This is a genomic window from Methylophaga thiooxydans DMS010, assembly GCF_000156355.1.
In the GTDB taxonomy this organism is placed as follows: Bacteria; Pseudomonadota; Gammaproteobacteria; order Nitrosococcales; family Methylophagaceae; genus Methylophaga; species Methylophaga thiooxydans.
The window spans coordinates 33,716-54,208 of sequence record NZ_GG657898.1; the positions used below are offsets into that span (position 1 = coordinate 33,716).

A 20,493-nucleotide genomic window follows, 5' to 3' on the forward strand; every position below is an offset into this window, starting at 1 on the left:
TAATGGAACCACGTAATTATGAAGCGGATGCTTCAGCATCACCTCCTGATGCCCCAGCAGTACCGTCAGTTGGTTATCCAACAAATGGTGATCCTACATCCGGTACACCAGCGACATGGCCCGGCGCGCATTGGTTCTACAAAATGGGCGAGTCACTACGCAACGTCATCACTAATGCAGGCCTCACACCTGATGATGGTGATTTAAACCTGCTGCAGAAAGCCATCGTCAAGCTGGTCTCAGCCACCAACCACGTTGTACGGCTGGAAGATGTCACCTTTGGTCCATCAGTAGCCGATGGCGATGCCGTGTACTGGGACACTGCCAACAGCCGCTATGACCGTGCCATTGCCGACGGTACCGACAAACAGAAGATGGTCGGCTTTGCGGATGTCACCAACAGCCTGGTCGAAGCGTTTGGTCGTTCGGCGCTGTTCTCCGGCCTGACGGTGGGTGACAAGTATTATCTGTCTGGCAGTACGGAGGGGGAAATTACTGCAACTGCGCCATCCGAAAAGGTGGTCGTCGGTCTGGCTAAATCAGCCACCGTGATGTTTGTTGATATTGACCCGATTGCCGGTACGCCTATTCAGGATCAGACGACATGGAATACGGGAACCGATACGACTGAGAGTATTATCAGCCCCGACAAGCTTGATGCCAAAATCAAAACGATGGCTATTGGCGAGGGGCAGGTCTGGCAAGACGTTTTTGTCAGTCGTTCAGAGGGTGTTACTTATACAAACACTACTGGTAGATCTATTCAACTGGCGATAGTTCTAAGCGCTGGCAGTGGGCCTCGTAATTTCCTTGTTGACGGTGAAGTTATCTGCACTATCGCAGGTGATTCTGATGAACAATACGTTAATTTGATTATTCCGAACGGTAGCACATATCAAGCCGGAGCTGGAGTTCTTTCGGGATTTGATGTTTGGTGGGAGCTTAGATAATGAAATATTTTAAAGACGAAAATAATAATGTCTTTGCATTTGAATCCGATGGCTCACAAGATCATTTAATTAAGTCTGGCATGACTGAAATTGATGAGTCAGAAATTCAATCTGTCATAGATTCAAAACTAATAATCGATGATCGGCTTGCTAATAAGCATTCTGAGATTGTTCAGAAATTCAAACTAGCCATGGCTCCAGTCACGAGTCTTTATACGGCTGAAGAAATTGCTAGCTTCCCAACGCAAGAGCCAGAAGCAATAGCTTGGCAGTCGGACAATGCCGCGCCGACGCCACTGATTGACTTCATTGTTGCAGAGAGAGCCAGCGTTGATAAAGCAACCCTAGTCGGACGAATCATTAGCAATGCGTCCAATTATAAAAGTGTGGCTGGCCCAGCTATTGGAAAAAAGCAGGACTATGAAGACTTGCTCTATGCACTTCAAACACAGCACGAAGATGAGCAGCAGCCGGATGTGATTCAAGCTGATATTGACGCGATTGTTGTGGATTACAGCTAATGCCTAAGCAATCAAAAATATCCTGGTCAGACCTGACACCGGAACAAAAAATCAGTTTTGGAAATGGCTGTGGCCCTGACTGGCTACCCGAACCAGTTGCTAAGCTGTTATTTGGCTGGTTCTTCGAGGCGAGTTGCCGTCATCACGATTTTAACTACCAACGTGGTGGTGGTGATAAGGATCGTCTCTCAGCTGACCGAGGCTTTTTTAAAGCCATGCTGCGAGATGTCAAGCGGCTGCATTGGTCATTACAATTGCCAGCAGCTATAGAAGCTGTTGGGTTCTATGGTCTGGTTCGCTTCTTTGGCCGTTTTCATTTTGAAGATGGCCAATACAAATCGCTAGACCAAATACTGAAGTAAAGGAAGAGACAGCGACTCGGCAGTGCGCCAACACTGCCGAGCCGTCAACCCACAGGCACATACCCTGTGAGCCAACCAAGGCCATCCCGCCGCGTCGACGCAGCCGGGCCAGCCTAGCACAAACAGATAGAGGCTCACATGAAAGAAGTTAGATGTGGTGGCTGCAGCCGGTTACTGGCTAAAGCTGAATACGTACAAATCGAAATCAAGTGTCCGCGATGTAAGACACTCAACAACCTGAAGGCCATTGAGCCTCTTAATCCAGCACCAGCGAGTGCCAGACCAATAGAGGAAAAACATGGCCAAACCAATTATCCCGTGGATGGGCGGTAAAACCCGACTCGCAAAAGACATCCTGCCCCTGTTTCCGGAACATCAATGCTACGTCGAAGTCTTTGCTGGTGGCGCAGCGCTCTTTTACAAAAAGGAACCATCCAAAGTCGAAGTGCTTAATGACATCAATGGTGAGCTGACCAACCTTTACCGGGTTGTTCAGCACCACCTTGAAGAATTCGTCCGGCAGTTCAAGTGGGCCTTATCCAGCAGACAACTGTTTGAATGGGAAAAAGCCAAAACACCCGAAACGCTCACCGATATCCAGCGTGCAGCCAGGTTCTACTATCTGCAAAAGCTTGCCTTCGGTGGCAAGGTCGACGGCCAGAGCTATGGCACCGCCACTACCAGTCCGCCACGGCTCAATCTACTCCGCATCGAGGAGGATCTGAGCGCCGCTCACCTTCGCCTGGCCAGAACCAACGTCGAGAACCTAGACTGGCAGCGCTGCATTCAGAAATATGATCGACCAGGCACACTGTTCTATCTGGATCCACCGTACTATGAAACCGCAGGTTACGGTCAAGACTTTGGTTTAGAACAATACGAAACCATGGCAGAACTGGCCCAAACTATCCAAGGCAAAATGCTCATCAGCATCAACGACCACGACACTATTAAAAAGGTCTTTAAAGGCCTCTCAAATAAGCCTTTAAATATCAATTACACGGTAGGTGGAAATCACAATAAAAAAGCATCCCGTGAGCTGCTAATATGGAATTGGTGATAATTAACAAATGGAGTCACATTCTTAAGCGATGATTACACTAAATACCGAGAAAGGCTTAATCCGTGTTGATTCATGGGGAGATATTCAAGACTTAGCTGGTTTTGAGGAAAACCTCGATCCATCAGACCATAAATTAAAGGAGATTCTAGGTAATTATACTTTTACTGAAAAAATTCGTTGTGGTTTATCAACTTGTCATTCGCCTCATAACAAAGGCTATATTGTCTCAACTGAAGATGGCTATACCACTAACATCGGCCAGTTATGTGGTGCCAGTTACTTCGGTGTTGAATTCAACACTCTATCGAAACGCTTCGACCGTTTTGTTACTGAATCTGAAAACCGTGCCACATTAAGAGAGTTTGATATTGATTCTGTTCAACAACAGGTTTCGGAACTAAAGGCTCAGGAAAAAGGTGCCAATTGGGCTAATTCTAAACTTAGCCCGTTTAAACAGAATAAATTTCCTACCATATCTAAAGCCTTGTCTAGCATGATCAAGACACGGAGTAATCAACTTATAATTACCGTGAAAGCTACTGTGCAAGAGGTTGAAGCTATTGAGGCTGCTCAAAATGTAACCCTTGAAAGGCCTCATTATGTTGAACGTCCTGTTGCTGAAATTGCTGGCTTAGAGGCTTTGTATGATGAGAACGACATCAGAGAGTTGGTGGTTATTCAGCTTGAAAGCAATCTCAATCAATTGAGAGATGCCGATATAAATCAGCTCAGTTATCAAGATTTAGAGAAATGGGCGAAGTGGGTTAGAGAGGTTGACTCTTTAGTCAGTAAAGCCACACAAATCATTCTCTTTGCCAGAGTGTTTCTCACTAGAGAGAACTTAAAACCACTTGATCGTTTAGGTGGCAGTTATGATGAATCTTCTGCATTTACTTCTTATATAAAGCAGCTTAAATAGATCATTAATTACCTATAGTTAGTTTGGAGTTTGTTATGTCTGGTTTTGTTTCTGTTGAGGTCGAAGGGAAGCTCTATGAGTCTGAGTACCATGAAGTTGGTGGTGTGGTTCGGGTTTATGGTGATCTAGGTGACCCTCATAAGCCAGAGGTCGAGTTCACCACTCTTGGAGGTATGAAGCCAGACCAAGTCGCTAGGATTTTGCTGAGACGTTTGGTTAAGCGAGGAGTAGTTTCGCCAACTGACGATTAAACTACAGATCGCAATTCATGTGGCGAGAGATCGCAATTCATGTGGCGGCCTACAGCGGATCTAGCCGTTTTGGCGGCGATTATTTCGAGTTTGAGAAATAAAGCGTTACCGCGTGACTGGGTGTTATTTGGTGAGGTAGGGTTAACCGGTGAAATCAGACCTGTGCAGGCAGGCGAAGAACGTATTCGTGATGCCAGTAAACATGGCTTTAGTCACGCCATTGTGCCGGCGGCTAATGCACCTAGAAAGCCATTGAAAGGCATGAAAGTGACCGCAGTGAAACATTTATCAGAGGTCATTTCAGCGTTGCGAGAAGCTGCGATTTAATGTGACTCTAATAAGGTCGCCAATTCGCGATGTAAAAGGCCGACATCACCTAAATTAAGCTCTACCAAGCGTTTTAAGTGGGTAATGCTATCCAGGTCGATATGTTCACATTCAAAACCAATCGTAGCGGCATCAATGTGGGCTACATGCGTGTTCATTTCGATGACTATTTCGCCCTGCTGTAATAATAAGTCGATGTGGCAGGGCTGATACATCTCTGCCTGCCACTGGCCTGGTTTTTCTATTAATAGTCCTTTCAAAGACACATCTAAAACCTGACAATTTACATATAAATCACCATCTTCTGTGTTGATATGTGCCATGGCATCAAACGGTATTCGGCTGAATCGACGTCTTTCTTCAGTCATTTCTACCACTCCTTTGTAGCATGCTTTGATACTATCACTGTTTTGATAGGCAGGAATAGACAATGCTGTGGGTTAAAGCGTTCCATCTGATTTTTATTGTGACATGGTTTTCGGCGATGTTTTACTTGCCGCGGCTGTTTGTGTACCACGCGATATGTGAGGACGAAGCAGGTAACGCTCGTTTTAAGGTGATGGAGCGGAAACTGTATCGTGGCATTATGACGCCCAGTGCTATTCTCACACTTATCTTTGGTGGCTGGTTATTGAGTTTTTATTCCTTAGATCAAATTGCCACGATGCATTGGTTGCACGCCAAATTAACGTTGGTAATACTGCTGTTTGCCTATCATGGTGTGTGTGGACGCATATTGAAACAGTTCGCGGCGGACAATAATCAGCGTAACCATACTTTTTATCGCTGGTTTAATGAGTTGCCGGTTTTAGTCTTGATTGCTGTGATTATTTTGGTCGTAGTGAAACCGTTTTAACGAAAAAGGGCTCCGCATGGAGCCCTTTTTTTAGCTGTAATGAATTAACTTAGTCGTTGTATTCAAAAATTTTCACTACGCGTTGAACACCCGCTGAGTTTTTCACAATACTTACCGCGTGATCAGCTTCAGCTCTGCTGAGAAGTCCCATCAAGTAAACCACGCCACGTTCGGTGACCACTTTGACGTGGAATGGATCTGCCTGTTCATCAGTCGTCAATTTAGCTTTGATTTTAGAGGTGATCCACGCATCACTGCTGCGTGATGGTAAAGCACTCGGAGCAGCAATGGCTAGCTCGTTATGAATACGACGAACTTTGGTAATTTTTTTGACTTCTGCCGTCACTTGTTGTTTTAGCGATTCACTTGGGGTTTCACCTGTCAGCAATACCACGCCGTTGTAACTGGTGACATTAATGTGGCTCTGATCATAAATTTCTTTATTATTGTAGAGAGCGTAAGAGGCTTTAAACTCAATACCCTGATCGTCAATGACGGTGCCCGTCGTGCGGCGATCATAAGCAACAGATGCACCGGTAGCGGCACCTGTCACAACTGCTGTGGCGCAGCCCTGCAGCAGCAATACAGGTAATAATAAGCAGGCAATTTTGTTTATTTTAGACATGGTAGAATCCTTCAAATTCTAAAGCGTAATAGCATGTTGATACAGCGTTGTGAGTCGTTTAGTAAGCAGACTGGAAAGCATTTTTTACCCAGTCAAATTGATAGCCTGTTTTAGCTGGACTTACTGCGACGACATCAAACCGACAGGCTTGATAGCCATCACGACTTTGCTGTAAGTAATGTTCAGCGGTGTGAATAATACGTGACTGTTTGGTTTTATTCACGCTTTCTAAAGCTGAACCGAAACGAGCAGATTGTCGGTATCTCACTTCGATAAAAACGAGTGTTTCTCGATCCTGCATAATCAGGTCTATTTCACCACCTCGGCACTGATAATTCCGTGTGATGAGACGCATTCCCTGTTTCTGCAGGTGTTTCGCCACCTGTTTTTCTATTTGTTGGCCTTTCTCCCTGGCAAACATCGATTATTGAATGAGCTCTAGCTCTCCTTGTTTGAACTGGGCCCATGGCATGTCACGTTCAATCTGACCCTGTTCATTAATTGATAAAGACCCGGTCGCTCCCTGATAAATGCTTTCAGGATCGCGACTCAGTCGGTTGAGTTCCGGTATCAGTCGGTAAGCGTCAGCGCCCATTGCATAGAGCCTGAGAAGGCCACCGAAGTTTCCATCAAATTGTGCTTGTATCGCCTGATAAGCAGGATCTTGCTCTGCGTGTTGGGTAAACATCCACGGAATATCAGGAATATATAAGTTATTCAGATCAATATCCTGCTGTGGGTCTGATTGACCTGTGTAGGTATGTGAAGTCGCGATTAAAGGTAACTGTCCTGAGCGATGAAATTTTAGTTGTGGCACCAGCTGACGTGCTTTTAATGGTTTGGCGACCATGAACACAAAGTCGATATCTTGACGGCGTCGAGGCTCAAAATCCAAGGAGCGCCCCAAGGTGCTCTTTAGCGACGCGTAGCGTTGTTCACTGGCATCAAGTCCCATTAGCGGGATTAAGGTATCTCTGAAATCGTTATCAGATTCGTTATATGAGGCACGGTACAGTACGCTTCCGCCCACCTCGCGCCATGCATTCATAAAGGCCGTCGAGACACGATCACCCCAATCACCTTGCGGTGATAGAATCACGGCCCGTTGATAACCCTGCTGGCGAGCAAAATGAGCGGACGCAACGGCATCATCTTCTGGTGCTAGACCAAACTGGAACAAGTTCGGACGACTGAGGCGAATATCAATTCTGTTTAATGCCAGTACGGGGATCGGTAAATCAGTCTGTGTACTCAAGGCATCCACCGATGCTTTTTGTAGCGGACCAATAACAATGCTGGCGCCACGTGAAACCGCTTCGTTGTAACGATCGATGACATTGCTTTGACGACTGAATTCATCAGTGGTTATGTCTAAAAAATGTAGTCGTACATCAGAACCACTGGCGTAATGGGCTGAAATAATGCCTTCTTTGATAGCTTGTGCGACATCGGCGTAAGGACCGGACGCCGGCAGTAAAACTGCGATATCACCAATCTGTTCAGGTAAACGTGTGCCTGCGGTAACCACATTTTCATATAAGTCAGGATCAGCAGGGTGATTGGGGTAACTCCGACGCCAGTCTTCTAAAGCCACTTCCAGCGCTTCTGGATTAGTTTTGTAGGCTTTAATAGCGTAAGCCAAGGCAAACCAGCCACTATCATCTGCCGGCGGGATTCCAGGATTGAATAAATCTAATGCTTGAGGTGTGAGTTTTAACAGTGTTTGCCATAATGCGGCACGATTTGTTTCCAGTGCAGTTTGCTCTGCCAGTAACGTATCTAGTTTGAGATGCGTATTGGCTTTTTCTAACCAGTTTTCGGTCAGTGCATAGGCATCAATTTTGATCTGATAGAGTTGTTCGCTGTCACCCGCCGATAGCGTTTCTTCATCAATGTTAGCGACCGCTTTCAGCGCCGCTTCTCCCTGATTGTCATTGAGGGCTAATTCTGCACGTAAAATGGATGCATCGAATTGATGTTGAGGCGAAAGTAGCGCATCGTTGAGTTGTACCAATGCTTGCTGACTGTTTTCGGTTTGCTCAACCTGCCAAAACAGACGGGCAGCTCGCAGTAATAACAGGGCCTGTTTTTCGCCTTCTGCTGTGTTGGCAAGCGCCAGATATTCTGTTGCCGCTCTAGCAAAGTCACCCTCCTGCTCCGCGGCTAAGGTGTCAATTTGAGCGGGTTGAGGACGGGTATGTGGTCCCTGTACCGGCTGACAAGCCGTTATAAAAAAAAGAATAATGGCCGGTAACAGCAAGATCCGTTTGAAGCTCATATAGGGTGTCTGTGTATTAAACATAGGAAGCATCATCTTACCTGTTCGCGTATATTACGACCACAATTGCAACAAAATATTAAGGAGAAATGGTGACTGTTTCACAACCAGGACAATTGTTTATTGTGGCAACACCGATTGGCAATCTATCCGATTTATCTCCTCGTGCGGTAGAAACTCTGCAGCAAGTCGCTTTGATTGCTGCGGAAGATACCCGCCATAGTAAATACCTGCTTCAACATTACGCAATCAGTACCAAAACGATTTCGCTACATGAACACAATGAACAACAACGTAGTGAAATGTTATTGCAGCGTCTCCTTGATGGCGACTCCATCGCGCTTATCAGTGACGCCGGAACGCCGCTAATTAGTGATCCGGGCTATCGCTTGGTATCGCTGGTTAAACAACAGGGTATTCAAGTTGTACCAATACCCGGCAGTTGCGCCTTAATCGCCGCGATGTCGGCATCTGGCCTTGCCTCGGATCGCTTTGCCTTCGAAGGTTTCTTACCGGCTAAAGCATCGGCACGACGTCAAATTCTAGAAACACTCAAAGACGATTCGCACACTTTGATTTTTTACGAAAGTCCTCGTCGTTTAGTTGATGCCCTAACAGATTGTGTTGCCGCTTTCGGTGAAGCTAGACAAGCGTGTTTGGCTCGCGAGCTTACAAAAATGCACGAAACCATCGAGACCCGTCCACTTGTCGAGTTATTGGATTGGGTGAAACAAGATGACAATCAGCAACGAGGTGAGTGCGTGTTGTTGATAGAAGGCGCAGCAGACTCAGCGTCCGTCGACGAACAGGAAATGTCACGGCTACTGGCGTTACTGCTGCCTGAGCTTCCAGTGAAAAAAGCGGCGACTATTGCAGCAGCAATATCTGGCGGTAGTAAAAACCAAGCGTATCAATTGGCACTAAAACTTCAGCAGAAATAATCATGCTTAGGTAAAATAGCGCTCAGAGACGACCAGACAATCGCGTCAGCTATTCGTTGATGAGGAAAGTCCGGGCTCCAAAGGGTAAGGTGCCAGGTAACCCCTGGGGGGTGAAAGCCCACGGCCAGTGCAACAGAGAGTATACCGCCATGTTCTTCGGAATACGGTAAGGGTGAAAGGGTGCGGTAAGAGCGCACCGCGCTTCTGGTAACAGAAGTGGCATGGTAAACCCCACCTGGAGCAAGACCAAATAGAGGAACGTTTGTTTCGACAGACATGTGCGACCCGTACTGTTCCTGGGTAGGTTGCTTGAGGCAGATGGTGACGTCTGTCCCAGATGAATGATTGTCCACGACAGAACCCGGCTTATCGGTCGTCTCTAACTAATTTTCTGTTCATGTATCAATAGGGCTGCCTTCGCGATGTAGGCAGTTGCTTATGGTATGTGAGCTGGCACAAACACAGTATCTGGTCTGGCCAAAAGGAATGTATTCAAACTCCAATTTGGTTGAAGAGCCGGAAGTGAATTGATATTACAAAAGCAATGTTTGAAAGAACATCTCAGCGCACATGACTCCGTAACTTTCTACTGTCGTCAGTGTGTTGACTGTTTTCTATCCATTGTAAAGTCGGACGTTATTTTTACCACTATCTTTTACTTGATACATCGCGATATCGGCATTTTTCAGTAATGTCTGGGCAGTGTCTCCGTGTTGAGGGTAAATCGCAAGGCCGATACTGGCTGACATCTGAAGTTGGTGACTGTTTATACCAAACGGTTTACTCAGGGCGAGCAGGAGTTTTTCAGCTACTTTCATCGCATCGTCAACCGCATTGATTTTCGGCAGTAAAACGATGAACTCATCGCCGCCGATACGAGACAAAGTATCGGATTGTCTCAGGATGGATGTGACTCTGTCGGCAACTGCTTTAAGAAGCTGATCACCTACACCGTGACCGTGCGAATCGTTAATAGATTTAAACCCATCCAAATCAATGAACATGACTCCTAGTAATTCTTTATCCCTTTCAGCGTGCTTCAGAGCGAGTTTTAGACGGTCTTCGAATAAGTGACGGTTGGGGAGGTTCGTTAAGGAGTCATGATAAGCCAATAGCTTTATTTGTTCTTCCATCCTGATTCTATCGGTGATATCAAAGAACCAGGAGAGCACAGCAGGGCTGTCGAGATAGTTTACCCGGACAAACGAGCCGATACACCATAGGTTCTTTGCTGATTCTTGCGATTGGAATTTGAGAAGTTTGTCGCTGATACTGTGTTGCGTTTCTAAGTTCTGTCTGATGCCATCAAGTTCACTTTTGTCTACTAAAAAAATAGCATTATTATTTTCACTAAAAGGCGTCGCATCAGTACCAAAAAGCTCTAAGTGGCGTTTGTTGGTAAATAAAGTATCGAGTGTAGATAGGTTAGTAATACTGGCAGCTGAAGGGCTAAAATTCAGAATTTCTTTGAACTGAGCTTCATCACGTTTGGCTTGGATTCTGAGCTTGAGATTTTCATGCAGGCTTTTCCCTTGATCTTTTGCTGAATTGAGCATGAAAGCAGTAAAAATCAACAGCATGATAGCCATTGCAATGGGTATATCACCACTTGAAAGAAAGTAATGTAAGGCATTGGGTAGTATCGTGGCAAAAATAAAGGCCACAACAGCAAACTTGTCAACAGCCAAGGAGGAGGTTGCGCCTGTAGCCAACCCACCCAGCGTGAAAGTGATGAACAGCTGATAAACCAGTTCTACCTGTTGAGCAAAATAAAACCCAGCCCAGCCCCAGGCTAGTCCTGACATGACTGCACCAAATCGAAAGAATCGCAGGTGTATCACGATAACTTCGGGGTTGAAGCTAGGATGACGTTTAAACCAGTGATGAACAATAAGTCGGATGACATTAACGGAGCAGAGAATGATAAGCCATAGCAACAGACTACGGGTATTTATCTGATCGTACAGAATGACTGTCATGATGACCGCTAGACAGGTACTGATGAATAAGGATATCTGTACTGAACCGCTTAGCAGTTTGTAGTTTTCGTGTAAATTTACTGCGTTTTCGTCGCGATACGCTTGGTTTGTTTTCAACATAAAATAGCCAGTGACCGATAGCCTACTGTATTTCTCATACTGGCGGTCATACTAGCATAAGTTTTTTGCCTGCAAGCACGAAGAGAACGTCAGAACGTTACACACGCTTTGAGAGCTGCTTGCTTTAAACGACAGTTCCGGACGAATGATTGACCGCACCAGTCCTAGGCTTATCTGCCGTCTCTTTTTTTCAACATTACTCAACTCTCCACTCGGGAATCCCTTCGCCGAGTGGATAATGGCATTATCTAGGCGTAAACCACGCTCCAAATAATGACTGTGCCTACATTGAACACCACCAATAAACACAATCCTGCAGAAATAATTGAGGTTGAGACAACGTAACCTTTTCCGTCAGGAATTTTCATATAGATTGGAATGCCGATATAGAGCAGGTACAGGCTGTACCCCACGGCGGCCATCAACACTAGCATCGCTAACCAAACAATCGGCACGAACCCCACTAGGCCAGCCATATACATCGGTGTTGCTGTGTAGCTGACAAATACTAAGCAGCGGCCGAAGCTTGTCTCAGTGCCAAATGCTCTTTCCATTGAAAAGGTGAAATAGGCCATCATTAAGGTAAAAACGGTGATGAGCACATAAAAAGCAAGTGCCATCGGCACAGCCTTGGCAACGGGTATTTGATGGAATTCACTACCGGATAAGCTCCAGCCAATCAGCGTGATGCCTATGAGAAATGCAATGGCAGGTATTGCTGCGAGAACCGCCAGACGTGCTAGCCCAAATAGAACAAGATCTTCTTTTTCTTCGCTAATCGATTCCCACTCAGCATGAGGAACAGAGAATAGACCCCAGAAGTGATGATGGTGATGATGATACATGGCAGACTCCTGTCGTTGTTAATGGGTTGTTAACAAAAAGGATAAAACCGCTTCAATTTCACTGTATGCCCTTTTTGGGTGATGTACAAGTGAGTTAAATCATTATTTTTCATGGCTTTTATGGACTTAGCTAAACACGGCATGATCGACTAAAATCAGCAAAAATAGCCAAAGTAGATACAAAATAGAAAATTTAAAGAGACGATACGGTGCCTGTGTATTTTTTTTATCAAATAATTGCCACAGCAAATAAAACTGACGGCTGTTGAGTATCAAAATGCCGGTAAGGTAGATCAAGCCACTCATTCCAGTAACAAAAGGCAATAAAGTACAACCAAGCAATAACAGGCTGTATAACGCTATTTGAATGCGAGTGAAAGCGTCACCATGGGTGACGGGTAGCATCGGTACGTCGGCTTTGGCGTACTCGTCTTTTTTATGTAGTGCCAGTGCCCAGAAGTGGGGTGGTGTCCAGGCAAAAATAATTAACACCAACAACAAGGCATTAGGGTCAACTTGGCCGGTGACGGCTGTCCATCCCAACAGCGGTGGCATCGCCCCTGCCAGTCCACCAATGGTAATGTTTTGTGGTGTGGCACGCTTCAAAAACAAGGTATAAATCACGGCATAACCAATCAATGCAAATAAGGTTAGCCATGCGGTTAACGGGTTAACCAAAAACCACAGCAACAGCATTCCTGAGACGGCTAATGCCAGCGCAAAAGCTAATGCCTGAACGGGTGATACGATGCCGGAAGCGGTGGCACGATGACGCGTTCGCGCCATCTTGGCATCTAGTTGGTGATCAATCATATTGTTAATAGTGGCGCCACTTGCAGCGCAAGCGCCAATGCCTATAACAGCAATCAATAATTGACCTATATTTGGCCAGCCCGGTGTCGCTATAAAGGCGCCTACCAAGGCCGTGATTAACATTAAGAGCACGACTTTGGGTTTACACAATGCCAGATAATCTTTCCAATTGGCTCTAAGCGTATTGATTGAGGTCAATGTTGTTTGCATCAGATCACCCTGTCCATTTCCAGATTGTGATGGGGCTGCTGCCACAGAGATTGTGGCTTTGGTTGCAGGCGGAAAATAAGATGAATCAGACTCAGCAATAAAAGGGCTGCGCCTGTGTTGTGCAGTAATGCCAGTGATAAAGGGAGTAATAACAGCACATTACTGATTCCCAGACTGACTTGTATCAAGGTTAAGCTCAGAATGACTAACAGCTGTTTCCGCAGTAGCGTGTAGCCCCATAAACGAACGGCTAACAGCATTATGCTGAACACCACTAATAAAGCGAATAGTCGATGCACAACATGAATAGTGACGCGTGCATCTGATGATAAGATGCCGCCTTCGTAATTAGTTGTTTGTATATCTGAAAGGTTAAATGCTTGTTGTAAATCAAGCGCTGGTAGCCACTTTCCATGACAGGTGGGGAAGTCGGGACAGGCGAGTCCGGCATAGTGACTACTAGTCCATCCCCCCAACGTAATTTGCGTGATTAAAAAAAGTAAAACGATGATGGAAAACTTACGTCCTTGTGGTGCAACCGTAACCGGTGTGGTTTTGCTTAATTGAAGGAATAACAACAACAATAAGCTCAATAAGGCCATACCACCGAGTAAGTGTAAGGTGACGATTTGCGGTAGTAACTGCATGGTCACTGTCCACATACCAAATAAGGCCTGAGCGATAACTAACATCAGTACGCCACGGCAGAGCCAGCGGGTGTGTGTTGCTACGCTATTGGATTTTTCTACGCAGAAGGTTAAGACAAGAATGAGCAAACCCAGTAACCCGGCAATGTAACGATGGGTCATTTCCATCCAGGCCTTGTGGCTATCAATTGCCGTAGTGGTCTCGGGATGAAGTTGTGGTGGAATCAGCTGCCCATAACATCCCGGCCAGTCCGGGCAGCCTAGCCCGGCATCTAGCAACCGGGTTAAAGCGCCCAGCGTCACAACGACTAAGGCCATCATGAGTGCGATAAAGGTAAGCCGTCTTAACATGACATCAGCCTATCCGAGATACTTTTAATAACCAGTCGATATCTGCCCGCATGGCTTTACCTGAAAGTGCTGGCGGAAAGCGGATGACCAATCTGCCGTTTGGATCGATTAACCAGATGCTGTGATCCTGCCAGTCGAGTTGCTGTTCGTTGAACCAGTCAAGCAGTTGTGGATTGGCGATCGTGTTTATCTGATTAAAATCAATATCGGCATGTTCAACGGGAAGGTTTTTTGAGCTTAGCCAGAAAGCTTGTAGACGTTGATAGTCCTGACCTAGAGATGTATGCAACTGTTGCATTCTGTAGAGCTGTTGTTCACAGTTTTGAGGACATTGCTCACTCATGACAACCAGTCCCCATTTGCCATCAAGTTGATTCGCTAATGCTGCTGGTACAGCCAGAGTTTCGGATAATAATTCACCATTATTTTTCGTGTCCAGTTGCAATTGTTTGCCAAAAAACGCCATCGACCAGGCAATGATGACGGGTATCAAAGCAACCAGCCAGAGACTGGTGAAAACGGCCTGTTTTTTATTCATAAGGTGTTGTCCTTCGGCTGAAGACAATAAATCCCACGATGCAAACGATGGCAATTAAGCACCATTGAATAGCGTAGCCAAGATGCATGGCGAACTTATTTTCAATCTGGACGGGAGCTGGCGTTAAGTTAGCAATCGCATCGTTTGCATAAACAACATAGGGAAACAACTGATACTGAAAATGTGCATTCAATAAAGGCAGTTGTATCTGCTGCATGATGTAGGGCCATTCGGGGTCAGCTTCGGCCTTTGCCAACATGAAACCCGGCTCGGGTTTTTTCGTTAAACCGCTCACCGCAAGTACATCGGGTAACTCAACGAGGGTGATGGGCTTATCCTGTTTCGACTGCCAACCTAAATTTACCAACACAGGGTAGGTGTGCGTATTAATCTGGGCAATAACCTGCCAACCCACGATGCCGTGATGGATTTGATTATCTAAAAAGAATAGCCGTTTTAGATCGCCACTTAAACGAACAGCTCGAAACTCCGTCAACTGTGGAGAAAGTTGTGTTGGTGGTAGTGAAGATTGCTTAAGGAAAAATGCATATCGCTGCTGTGCTGTCTGTGCACGCTGCCATTGCCAGTGTGCTAAAAAAAGACACACGATGACGGCACTACAAACAAAGATTAAATAGGCAGGGTGCACTGAAAAGTGCCAATTTAACGCTTTGCATTCAACCTGCTTTGTATTCAACGAAAGCCTCCAATACGTGTGACGCGCTGACTTAATTCCTCTTCGTTAAAGTATATAAACCGTGGTAAAAAGCAGTATCCAGACCACATCGACAAAGTGCCAATACCAAGCCCCTGCCTCAAAGGCGAAATGCTTTTCACCCGTGAAGTGACCCTGATACACACGCAGCAATAACACCATAAGAATAATGCTACCGATAGTGACGTGAGCGCCATGAAATCCGGTTAGTAAAAAGAATGTTGCGCCGTAAATGCCTGACTCTAATGTTAGATTCAGCTCATTGTAGGCTTCAAAATACTCAAAAATTTGCAGTGTCAAAAAGCTCAAACCCAAGGCGATAGTGATACCCAGCCAGAGTTTAACTTTTGGGCGATTGCCTTTTTTCAGAAATTTATGAGCTGCCAGTAAAGTGAAGCTGGACGCTACCAATAAGATGGTATTCAGTAAAGGAATATGCCATGGGTCGATGATGGCTTTAATCGGGCGGAATTGGTCTGTATTCGGTGCTTCAAGCAATGGCCAGACAGCGGTGAAATCTGGCCAGAGCATATTGGCTAAGCCTTTATCACCTTCTCCCCCAAGCCAGGGCACGGCAAAAACACGGATATAAAAGAGTGCGCCGAAGAAAGCGAAAAAGAACATGACCTCGGAAAAAATAAACCATGACATGCTGTAGCGAAAGGACAGATCCAATTGCGGTGAGTAGAGTCCCTTGCGACTTTCGGCTATCACCGCCGCAAACCAGCCAATCAGCATGCCGGCTAAAATTAAAATTCCTGAAAAGAGCATGATCTGAGCCAGCAGACTGGCTTGCTCTTGCTGCAAGCTATAAAGCAATAGCGCTGTGCCGCCTAAGGTACCAAATAATCCGATAGCACCAATAATCGGCCAGTAGCTTTGTGCCGGAACGTAATAGGCTTGGGGTGACTGTACCATGGCGTGCTCCCTCCCTAAATGGGCGAAATGCTATCTCGCGCTAGCAGTGGCTGTTTCGCTTATATCAAATAATGTGTACGACAGCGTCAGTTTTGTAATGTGTTCGGGCAAGGCTGGATCGAGGAAAAAGACCAGTGGAAATTGTTTAGATTCACTGGCTTCAAGTGGTTGCTTTTGAAAACAAAAACATTCCACTTTGTTTAAATAATCGGCCGCGACAGCCGGAGAAACACTCGGAATTGCCTGAGCAATGACCGCTCGGTCGTAGGTGTTTTTTATCTCAAAACTGGTTTGTTTTCTTTCACCTAATTTCAGCGCTATTTCTTCTTGTTGTGGTGAAAAGTCCCAAGGTAAATTGGCATTACGGTTTGCCACAAACTGTATGGTTATCATGCGCTCACTGTTTGAAGAGATAACGTCGCCTTGATATTGCCCTTTGGTTTTTCCATTTAGGCCAGTTACCTCACAAAAGACGTCGTACAACGGCACCAGCATAAAACCGAATGCAAACATCACACACACCGCACAGATAAGACCGCTAGGTGTGGTGAGGTTAAACCAGCGTTTCATTTTTCACCTACCACTGGTGGTGTGCTGAATGTGTGGTAAGGCGCCGGGGTGGGAACGCTCCACTCCAACCCTTTAGCGCCATCCCAAGGCAATTGCTCAGCCGCTTTACCGCTACGAACAGTTTTTATGATGATGTAGACAAACAGCAGTTGTGTGGTGCCGAACAAGAAAGCACCGAGACTGGTTATCATATTAAAATCGGCAAATTGCAAAGCGTAATCGGGGATCCGTCTGGGCATTCCGGCGAGGCCAACAAAATGCATTGGAAAGAATGTCAGGTTGACACCAATAAATGACAGCCAGAAATGTAGCTGCCCTAGCTTTTCGTTGTACATTTTGCCGCACCATTTCGGCAGCCAATAGTAGACACCAGCGATAATGCCAAATACCGACCCGGGGACTAATACGTAATGGAAATGTGCCACCACAAAATAGGTATCGTGGTACTGAAAGTCAGCAGGCGCTATTGCCAGCATTAATCCTGACAAACCGCCAATAGTAAATAACACGATAAAGGCGATAGCGAATAACATCGGCGTCTCAAAGGTCATTGAGCCTTTAAACATGGTACTGACCCAGTTAAATACCTTCACCCCGGTCGGTACAGCGATCAACATTGTTGTATACATGAAAAACAGCTCACCGGTCAGTGGCATGCCAACCGTAAACATATGATGTGCCCAAACAATGAATGACATCACCGCAATGGCAGCGGTGGCATAGACCATTGAGTGATAACCGAATAACGGTTTACGGGAAAAGGTCGGCACAATTTGAGACACCACCCCAAAGGCGGGTAGTACCATGATGTACACCTCGGGATGGGCAAAGAACCAGAACACATGCTGGAACAAAACTGGATCACCACCACCGGCGGCATTGAAGAAACTGGTGCCAAAATGCACGTCCATTAACATCATGGTGACAACGGCGGCCAATACCGGCATCACAGCGATTAACAAGAAGGCGGTAATGAGCCATGTCCAGACAAACAAGGGAAGATCCATCATCTTCATACCCGGCGCCCGCATATTGAATATGGTGACGATAATATTAATCGCCCCCATGATGGATGAAATTCCCATCATATGAATGGCAAAAATAAAGAAGGTCACACTCGGCGGTGCATAGGTAGTTGAGAGCGGTGCATAAAATGTCCAGCCAAAGTCAGGGGCACCACCCGCCATGAACAAGGTTGATAACAGCATGGCAAACGCAAACGGCAAGATCCAGAAGCTCCAGTTATTAAGCCGTGGCAACGCCATGTCCGGAGCACCTATCATCAACGGAACTTGCCAGTTGGCAAGCCCGACAAAAGCTGGCATCACCGCCCCAAACACCATGATAAGACCGTGCATGGTCGTCATTTGGTTGAAAAACTCCGGCACGACTAGTTGCAAGCCCGGCTGGAATAACTCAGCACGAATCACAAACGCCATACTGCCACCAACAAACAGCATGATCAGGCTAAAGACCAGATATAGTGTGCCAATGTCTTTGTGATTAGTGGTTAAAATCCAGCGCGTCCATCCTTTGGCTGGTCCGTGATGTGCAGTATCCATATGTTCGCTCATAAAGACCTCACTGCTTTTCCATGACTGCTTGCACTTCCGCAGGCGTCACCTTATCGCCAGTTTTGTTATCCCAGCTATTGCGTTCGTAGGTGATAACGGCGGCAATGTCCACGGCGGATAATTGCTCGCCGAATGCGGGCATGCCTTTTTCTAGACGACCCTGAATAACAATGGCCATATGATCCGCTTTAGGCCCGAGCGCAATAGGGCTCCCATTCAATGCAGGGAATGCTTGTGGAATGCCTGAACCATCAGCCTGATGACAGACGGCACAATTTTTTTCGTAAATCTTGGCACCCGCTGTCATTAGCTGTTCTTGCGACCACTCCAACTCAGTCGAAGCCGCTTCAGCTTGTTTGAGGGCTTTTTGTTCATCCAGCCACAGCGCATAATCATCCTCACTGACGGCTTTGACCTCAATAGGCATAAAGGCATGGTGCATTCCACAGAGCTCAGCACATTGCCCGCGATAGGTGCCGGGTTTATCGATGCGAGTCCAGGATTCATTGATAAAGCCCGGAACAGCATCTTTCTTAATTGCCAGATCGGGTACCCACCATGCATGAATCACATCGTTGGAGGTGAATAAGAAGCGTATTTTCTTATTGATCGGTACGACCAGAGGATTATCTACTTCGAGTAAATAATTGGGATTTTTCTTTTTTCTATTCTCAATTTCTTCTTTTGATGTGGCTAAAATACTGAAAAATCCAAGATCTTCGCCGATGTATTTGTAATGCCACTTCCACTGATGCCCAGTGACTTGGATATCAATATCGGATTCGCTGGTGTCATACATGTCGACGAGAGTCTTTGTGGCTGGAACGGCCATCGCGACAAGAATCACAATCGGAATGATGGTCCAGATGATCTCTACCAAGACGCTGCCATGAAATTGTGAGGCTTTGGCACCTTTGGATTTACGATGATGGAAAATGGACCAGAACATCACGCCAAATACCACGATGGCAATCACAAGACAGATATAAAAAATCGTCATGTGTAAGCCGTATATGGACTGACTGGTTTGGGTGACGCCCGCAGGCATATTGAATTCCAAGGCAACGGAAGTGCCCGGGGATAGGACAAGAGCTGAACAGATGAGCTGTAGTAGTTGGCGCATAAAACTACTCCTTGCATCACTAGTACGTCCATCATTGGCTGTACTTAGCAAAAATTATCTTGCTCGTTGCGTGCAGTATATGCCTATTTTTCCGAGGGTTGCAATTCAGGCAAAAACACTTGCGCCATAAGACCTTTATTGTGCTCAGTTTCGAGACAGTGATACGGCGCTATAGATATAATGTCTGAACGTCAGTCAGTAAGTGTTATATCCGCCTATCGAACAACATCCAATCAATACGCACGGAAACCAGCAACGGACATTGGTGAACTTTTGAACAATGACACGATGAGAAAATTTATCAGTGTCATCTGATCTAGAATTTACTTTAACTTCCGATGCCACTTTTTTGATAAAAAAGTAGTCCTTGTAAAAGCCCTCTAATACTTTTCTCCCACTTTCATGAAATGGCGCTAAGTCATTGTCATAAAAAGAGGAATTTGTTGATTTAGATGCTTGACTTCATGCATTTGCACTCCTATAGTGTCGACAAGTGGGGAAAAGTGGATCTTTGTGGATCGTATTTTTTGAGGACGACAAGTGTTTCGAGGCGTAGCAACATTCAATCTGGATGCGAAAGGACGGATGGCTATCCCAGCCAAGTTCCGCAAGCATCTTGATGTCTGCTGTGAAGGCCGGTTGGTTATTACCATCGATCATTCTGATCATTGTCTGCAAATGTACCCTTTACCCGAATGGGAGCTGGTTGAAGAAAAACTCGCCGCACTTCCCAGCCTGAATCCTCAAGTCCGTCGTCTGAAAAGAATGCTGCTCGGTTATGCCACAGAGTGTGAAATGGATGGTAACGGCCGAATTCTGTTGCCAGCCAAATTGCGTGAATTTGCCAAGCTCGACAAAAGCATGGTGATGATTGGTCAGGGTAACAAGTTTGAACTCTGGAATGAGCAAACTTGGAATGAACTCATGGATGACTGTCTGGAAGAAGATTTTGACGAGATTTTACCGGCTGAATTAGAAAGCCTGTCGATATAAAGGC

Annotated in this window: 25 protein-coding genes and 1 other RNA gene; 12 read left to right on the forward strand and 14 right to left on the reverse strand. The window is 45.9% G+C overall.

The features are described from left to right. Positions 1-2: 2 nt before the first annotated feature. From MDMS009_RS15840 to MDMS009_RS08680, 8 genes are all read left to right on the forward strand, one after another. Complete coding sequence (locus MDMS009_RS15840) at positions 3-950, forward strand: hypothetical protein (protein ID WP_008290149.1); 948 nt, start codon at positions 3-5, stop codon at positions 948-950. Further along, the gene (locus tag MDMS009_RS08655) at positions 950-1,471 is read left to right on the forward strand and encodes a hypothetical protein (RefSeq protein ID WP_008290664.1); all 522 of its coding nucleotides are present in this window, start codon (positions 950-952) and stop codon (positions 1,469-1,471) included. The genes MDMS009_RS15840 and MDMS009_RS08655 overlap by 1 nt, the downstream gene beginning before the upstream one ends. Then, positions 1,471-1,833, forward strand: coding sequence for a hypothetical protein (locus tag MDMS009_RS08660; protein ID WP_008290144.1), 363 nt, complete (start codon positions 1,471-1,473; stop codon positions 1,831-1,833). The genes MDMS009_RS08655 and MDMS009_RS08660 overlap by 1 nt, the downstream gene beginning before the upstream one ends. A 138-nt stretch (positions 1,834-1,971) precedes the next feature. Then, entirely contained in the window at positions 1,972-2,166 is a 195-nt protein-coding gene (locus MDMS009_RS16730) for a Com family DNA-binding transcriptional regulator (protein WP_081443579.1), read from the forward strand. Continuing rightward, positions 2,132-2,893: a DNA adenine methylase gene (locus tag MDMS009_RS08665; protein WP_008290345.1), complete on the forward strand. Its 762-nt coding sequence runs from the start codon at positions 2,132-2,134 to the stop codon at positions 2,891-2,893. The genes MDMS009_RS16730 and MDMS009_RS08665 overlap by 35 nt, the downstream gene beginning before the upstream one ends. 31 nt (positions 2,894-2,924) lie before the next feature. Beyond that, the gene (locus MDMS009_RS08670; protein WP_008290170.1) at positions 2,925-3,815 is read left to right on the forward strand and encodes a hypothetical protein; all 891 of its coding nucleotides are present in this window, start codon (positions 2,925-2,927) and stop codon (positions 3,813-3,815) included. Positions 3,816-3,850: 35 nt separating this feature from the next. Further along, positions 3,851-4,066 carry a hypothetical protein gene (locus MDMS009_RS08675; protein ID WP_008290137.1) on the forward strand — a complete coding sequence of 72 codons (216 nt, stop codon included), beginning with the start codon at positions 3,851-3,853 and terminating at the stop codon, positions 4,064-4,066. A gap of 39 nt (positions 4,067-4,105) precedes the next feature. Beyond that, entirely contained in the window at positions 4,106-4,393 is a 288-nt protein-coding gene (locus MDMS009_RS08680; protein ID WP_008291184.1) for a magnesium chelatase domain-containing protein, read from the forward strand. Here the strand turns inward: MDMS009_RS08680 and MDMS009_RS08685 are convergent. Beyond that, on the reverse strand, positions 4,390-4,761 hold the full coding sequence (locus tag MDMS009_RS08685) for a PilZ domain-containing protein (RefSeq protein WP_008291201.1): 372 nt from the start codon (positions 4,759-4,761) through the stop codon (positions 4,390-4,392). The two genes, MDMS009_RS08680 and MDMS009_RS08685, sit on opposite strands and share 4 nt — an antisense overlap. Before the next feature lie 62 nt (positions 4,762-4,823). On the opposite strand from MDMS009_RS08685, the gene hemJ reads away from it, so the two are divergent. Then, positions 4,824-5,249 carry a protoporphyrinogen oxidase HemJ gene (hemJ, locus tag MDMS009_RS08690; protein WP_008291178.1) on the forward strand — a complete coding sequence of 142 codons (426 nt, stop codon included), beginning with the start codon at positions 4,824-4,826 and terminating at the stop codon, positions 5,247-5,249. A 49-nt stretch (positions 5,250-5,298) separates the two neighbouring features. Here hemJ and MDMS009_RS08695 read toward each other — a convergent pair whose 3' ends face one another. The 3 genes from MDMS009_RS08695 to MDMS009_RS08705 are packed head-to-tail and all read right to left on the reverse strand — an operon-like array spanning position 5,299 to position 8,176. Next, entirely contained in the window at positions 5,299-5,874 is a 576-nt protein-coding gene (locus MDMS009_RS08695; RefSeq protein ID WP_008291186.1) for a BON domain-containing protein, read from the reverse strand. A 58-nt stretch (positions 5,875-5,932) separates the two neighbouring features. Beyond that, entirely contained in the window at positions 5,933-6,295 is a 363-nt protein-coding gene (locus MDMS009_RS16265; protein WP_008291202.1) for a YraN family protein, read from the reverse strand. Between the two features lie 3 nt (positions 6,296-6,298). Further along, entirely contained in the window at positions 6,299-8,176 is a 1,878-nt protein-coding gene (locus tag MDMS009_RS08705) for a penicillin-binding protein activator (protein WP_237700501.1), read from the reverse strand. Positions 8,177-8,241: 65 nt separating this feature from the next. Here MDMS009_RS08705 and rsmI point away from each other — a divergent pair, with 65 nt between their 5' ends. Further along, positions 8,242-9,093, forward strand: coding sequence for a 16S rRNA (cytidine(1402)-2'-O)-methyltransferase (gene rsmI / locus MDMS009_RS08710; protein WP_008291190.1), 852 nt, complete (start codon positions 8,242-8,244; stop codon positions 9,091-9,093). 24 nt (positions 9,094-9,117) lie between these two features. Next, positions 9,118-9,478, forward strand: an RNA gene (gene rnpB / locus MDMS009_RS15845) — RNase P RNA component class A. Positions 9,479-9,707: 229 nt separating this feature from the next. Here rnpB and MDMS009_RS08715 read toward each other — a convergent pair. From MDMS009_RS08715 to coxB, 10 genes are all read right to left on the reverse strand, one after another. Continuing rightward, positions 9,708-11,192: a GGDEF domain-containing protein gene (locus tag MDMS009_RS08715; protein ID WP_008291191.1), complete on the reverse strand. Its 1,485-nt coding sequence runs from the start codon at positions 11,190-11,192 to the stop codon at positions 9,708-9,710. A gap of 248 nt (positions 11,193-11,440) precedes the next feature. Then, positions 11,441-12,037 carry a Yip1 family protein gene (locus MDMS009_RS08720; RefSeq protein ID WP_008291207.1) on the reverse strand — a complete coding sequence of 199 codons (597 nt, stop codon included), beginning with the start codon at positions 12,035-12,037 and terminating at the stop codon, positions 11,441-11,443. Positions 12,038-12,163: 126 nt separating this feature from the next. Continuing rightward, the gene (gene cyoE / locus MDMS009_RS08725) at positions 12,164-13,060 is read right to left on the reverse strand and encodes a heme o synthase (protein WP_008291193.1); all 897 of its coding nucleotides are present in this window, start codon (positions 13,058-13,060) and stop codon (positions 12,164-12,166) included. Further along, positions 13,060-14,058, reverse strand: coding sequence for a COX15/CtaA family protein (locus MDMS009_RS08730; protein ID WP_043888107.1), 999 nt, complete (start codon positions 14,056-14,058; stop codon positions 13,060-13,062). Before MDMS009_RS08730 ends, cyoE begins: the two co-directional genes overlap by 1 nt. Positions 14,059-14,062: 4 nt before the next feature. Then, positions 14,063-14,596, reverse strand: coding sequence for a hypothetical protein (locus MDMS009_RS08735; protein WP_008291177.1), 534 nt, complete (start codon positions 14,594-14,596; stop codon positions 14,063-14,065). Continuing rightward, on the reverse strand, positions 14,589-15,293 hold the full coding sequence (locus tag MDMS009_RS08740; RefSeq protein WP_008291188.1) for an SURF1 family protein: 705 nt from the start codon (positions 15,291-15,293) through the stop codon (positions 14,589-14,591). Before MDMS009_RS08740 ends, MDMS009_RS08735 begins: the two co-directional genes overlap by 8 nt. 45 nt (positions 15,294-15,338) lie before the next feature. Then, positions 15,339-16,229: a cytochrome c oxidase subunit 3 gene (locus MDMS009_RS08745; protein WP_008291200.1), complete on the reverse strand. Its 891-nt coding sequence runs from the start codon at positions 16,227-16,229 to the stop codon at positions 15,339-15,341. 30 nt (positions 16,230-16,259) lie between these two features. Beyond that, on the reverse strand, positions 16,260-16,799 hold the full coding sequence (locus MDMS009_RS08750; RefSeq protein ID WP_008291199.1) for a cytochrome c oxidase assembly protein: 540 nt from the start codon (positions 16,797-16,799) through the stop codon (positions 16,260-16,262). Beyond that, positions 16,796-18,373, reverse strand: coding sequence for a cytochrome c oxidase subunit I (ctaD, locus tag MDMS009_RS08755; RefSeq protein WP_008291185.1), 1,578 nt, complete (start codon positions 18,371-18,373; stop codon positions 16,796-16,798). The genes MDMS009_RS08750 and ctaD overlap by 4 nt, the downstream gene beginning before the upstream one ends. Positions 18,374-18,380: 7 nt before the next feature. Then, a complete protein-coding gene (gene coxB, locus MDMS009_RS08760; protein ID WP_043888108.1) occupies positions 18,381-19,496 on the reverse strand; it encodes a cytochrome c oxidase subunit II in 1,116 nt (371 codons plus the stop codon). Between the two features lie 540 nt (positions 19,497-20,036). On the opposite strand from coxB, the gene mraZ reads away from it, so the two are divergent. Further along, positions 20,037-20,489, forward strand: a complete 453-nt coding sequence (mraZ, locus tag MDMS009_RS08765; protein WP_008291182.1) for a division/cell wall cluster transcriptional repressor MraZ — start codon at positions 20,037-20,039, stop codon at positions 20,487-20,489. Positions 20,490-20,493: the final 4 nt, after the last annotated feature.

Bases quoted from the DNA above. Each gene is read 5' to 3' on its own strand.
- MDMS009_RS08695 (WP_008291186.1), bottom strand. From the start codon at position 5,874: ATGTCTAAAATAAACAAAATTGCCTGCTTATTATTACCTGTATTGCTG.
- MDMS009_RS08715 (WP_008291191.1), bottom strand. From the start codon at position 11,192: ATGTTGAAAACAAACCAAGCGTATCGCGACGAAAACGCAGTAAATTTA.
- MDMS009_RS08660 (WP_008290144.1), top strand. From the start codon at position 1,471: ATGCCTAAGCAATCAAAAATATCCTGGTCAGACCTGACACCGGAACAA.
- MDMS009_RS08665 (WP_008290345.1), top strand. From the start codon at position 2,132: ATGGCCAAACCAATTATCCCGTGGATGGGCGGTAAAACCCGACTCGCA.
- rsmI (WP_008291190.1), top strand. From the start codon at position 8,242: ATGGTGACTGTTTCACAACCAGGACAATTGTTTATTGTGGCAACACCG.
- hemJ (WP_008291178.1), top strand. From the start codon at position 4,824: ATGCTGTGGGTTAAAGCGTTCCATCTGATTTTTATTGTGACATGGTTT.
- ctaD (WP_008291185.1), bottom strand. From the start codon at position 18,373: ATGAGCGAACATATGGATACTGCACATCACGGACCAGCCAAAGGATGG.
- MDMS009_RS08750 (WP_008291199.1), bottom strand. From the start codon at position 16,799: ATGAAACGCTGGTTTAACCTCACCACACCTAGCGGTCTTATCTGTGCG.
- MDMS009_RS08680 (WP_008291184.1), top strand. From the start codon at position 4,106: ATGTGGCGGCCTACAGCGGATCTAGCCGTTTTGGCGGCGATTATTTCG.
- MDMS009_RS08705 (WP_237700501.1), bottom strand. From the start codon at position 8,176: ATGTTTAATACACAGACACCCTATATGAGCTTCAAACGGATCTTGCTG.
- MDMS009_RS08685 (WP_008291201.1), bottom strand. From the start codon at position 4,761: ATGACTGAAGAAAGACGTCGATTCAGCCGAATACCGTTTGATGCCATG.
- MDMS009_RS08720 (WP_008291207.1), bottom strand. From the start codon at position 12,037: ATGTATCATCATCACCATCATCACTTCTGGGGTCTATTCTCTGTTCCT.
- MDMS009_RS08670 (WP_008290170.1), top strand. From the start codon at position 2,925: ATGATTACACTAAATACCGAGAAAGGCTTAATCCGTGTTGATTCATGG.
- MDMS009_RS08745 (WP_008291200.1), bottom strand. From the start codon at position 16,229: ATGGTACAGTCACCCCAAGCCTATTACGTTCCGGCACAAAGCTACTGG.
- coxB (WP_043888108.1), bottom strand. From the start codon at position 19,496: ATGCGCCAACTACTACAGCTCATCTGTTCAGCTCTTGTCCTATCCCCG.
- MDMS009_RS08730 (WP_043888107.1), bottom strand. From the start codon at position 14,058: ATGTTAAGACGGCTTACCTTTATCGCACTCATGATGGCCTTAGTCGTT.
- MDMS009_RS16265 (WP_008291202.1), bottom strand. From the start codon at position 6,295: ATGTTTGCCAGGGAGAAAGGCCAACAAATAGAAAAACAGGTGGCGAAA.
- MDMS009_RS15840 (WP_008290149.1), top strand. From the start codon at position 3: ATGGAACCACGTAATTATGAAGCGGATGCTTCAGCATCACCTCCTGAT.
- MDMS009_RS16730 (WP_081443579.1), top strand. From the start codon at position 1,972: ATGAAAGAAGTTAGATGTGGTGGCTGCAGCCGGTTACTGGCTAAAGCT.
- cyoE (WP_008291193.1), bottom strand. From the start codon at position 13,060: ATGCAAACAACATTGACCTCAATCAATACGCTTAGAGCCAATTGGAAA.
- MDMS009_RS08675 (WP_008290137.1), top strand. From the start codon at position 3,851: ATGTCTGGTTTTGTTTCTGTTGAGGTCGAAGGGAAGCTCTATGAGTCT.
- MDMS009_RS08735 (WP_008291177.1), bottom strand. From the start codon at position 14,596: ATGAATAAAAAACAGGCCGTTTTCACCAGTCTCTGGCTGGTTGCTTTG.
- MDMS009_RS08655 (WP_008290664.1), top strand. From the start codon at position 950: ATGAAATATTTTAAAGACGAAAATAATAATGTCTTTGCATTTGAATCC.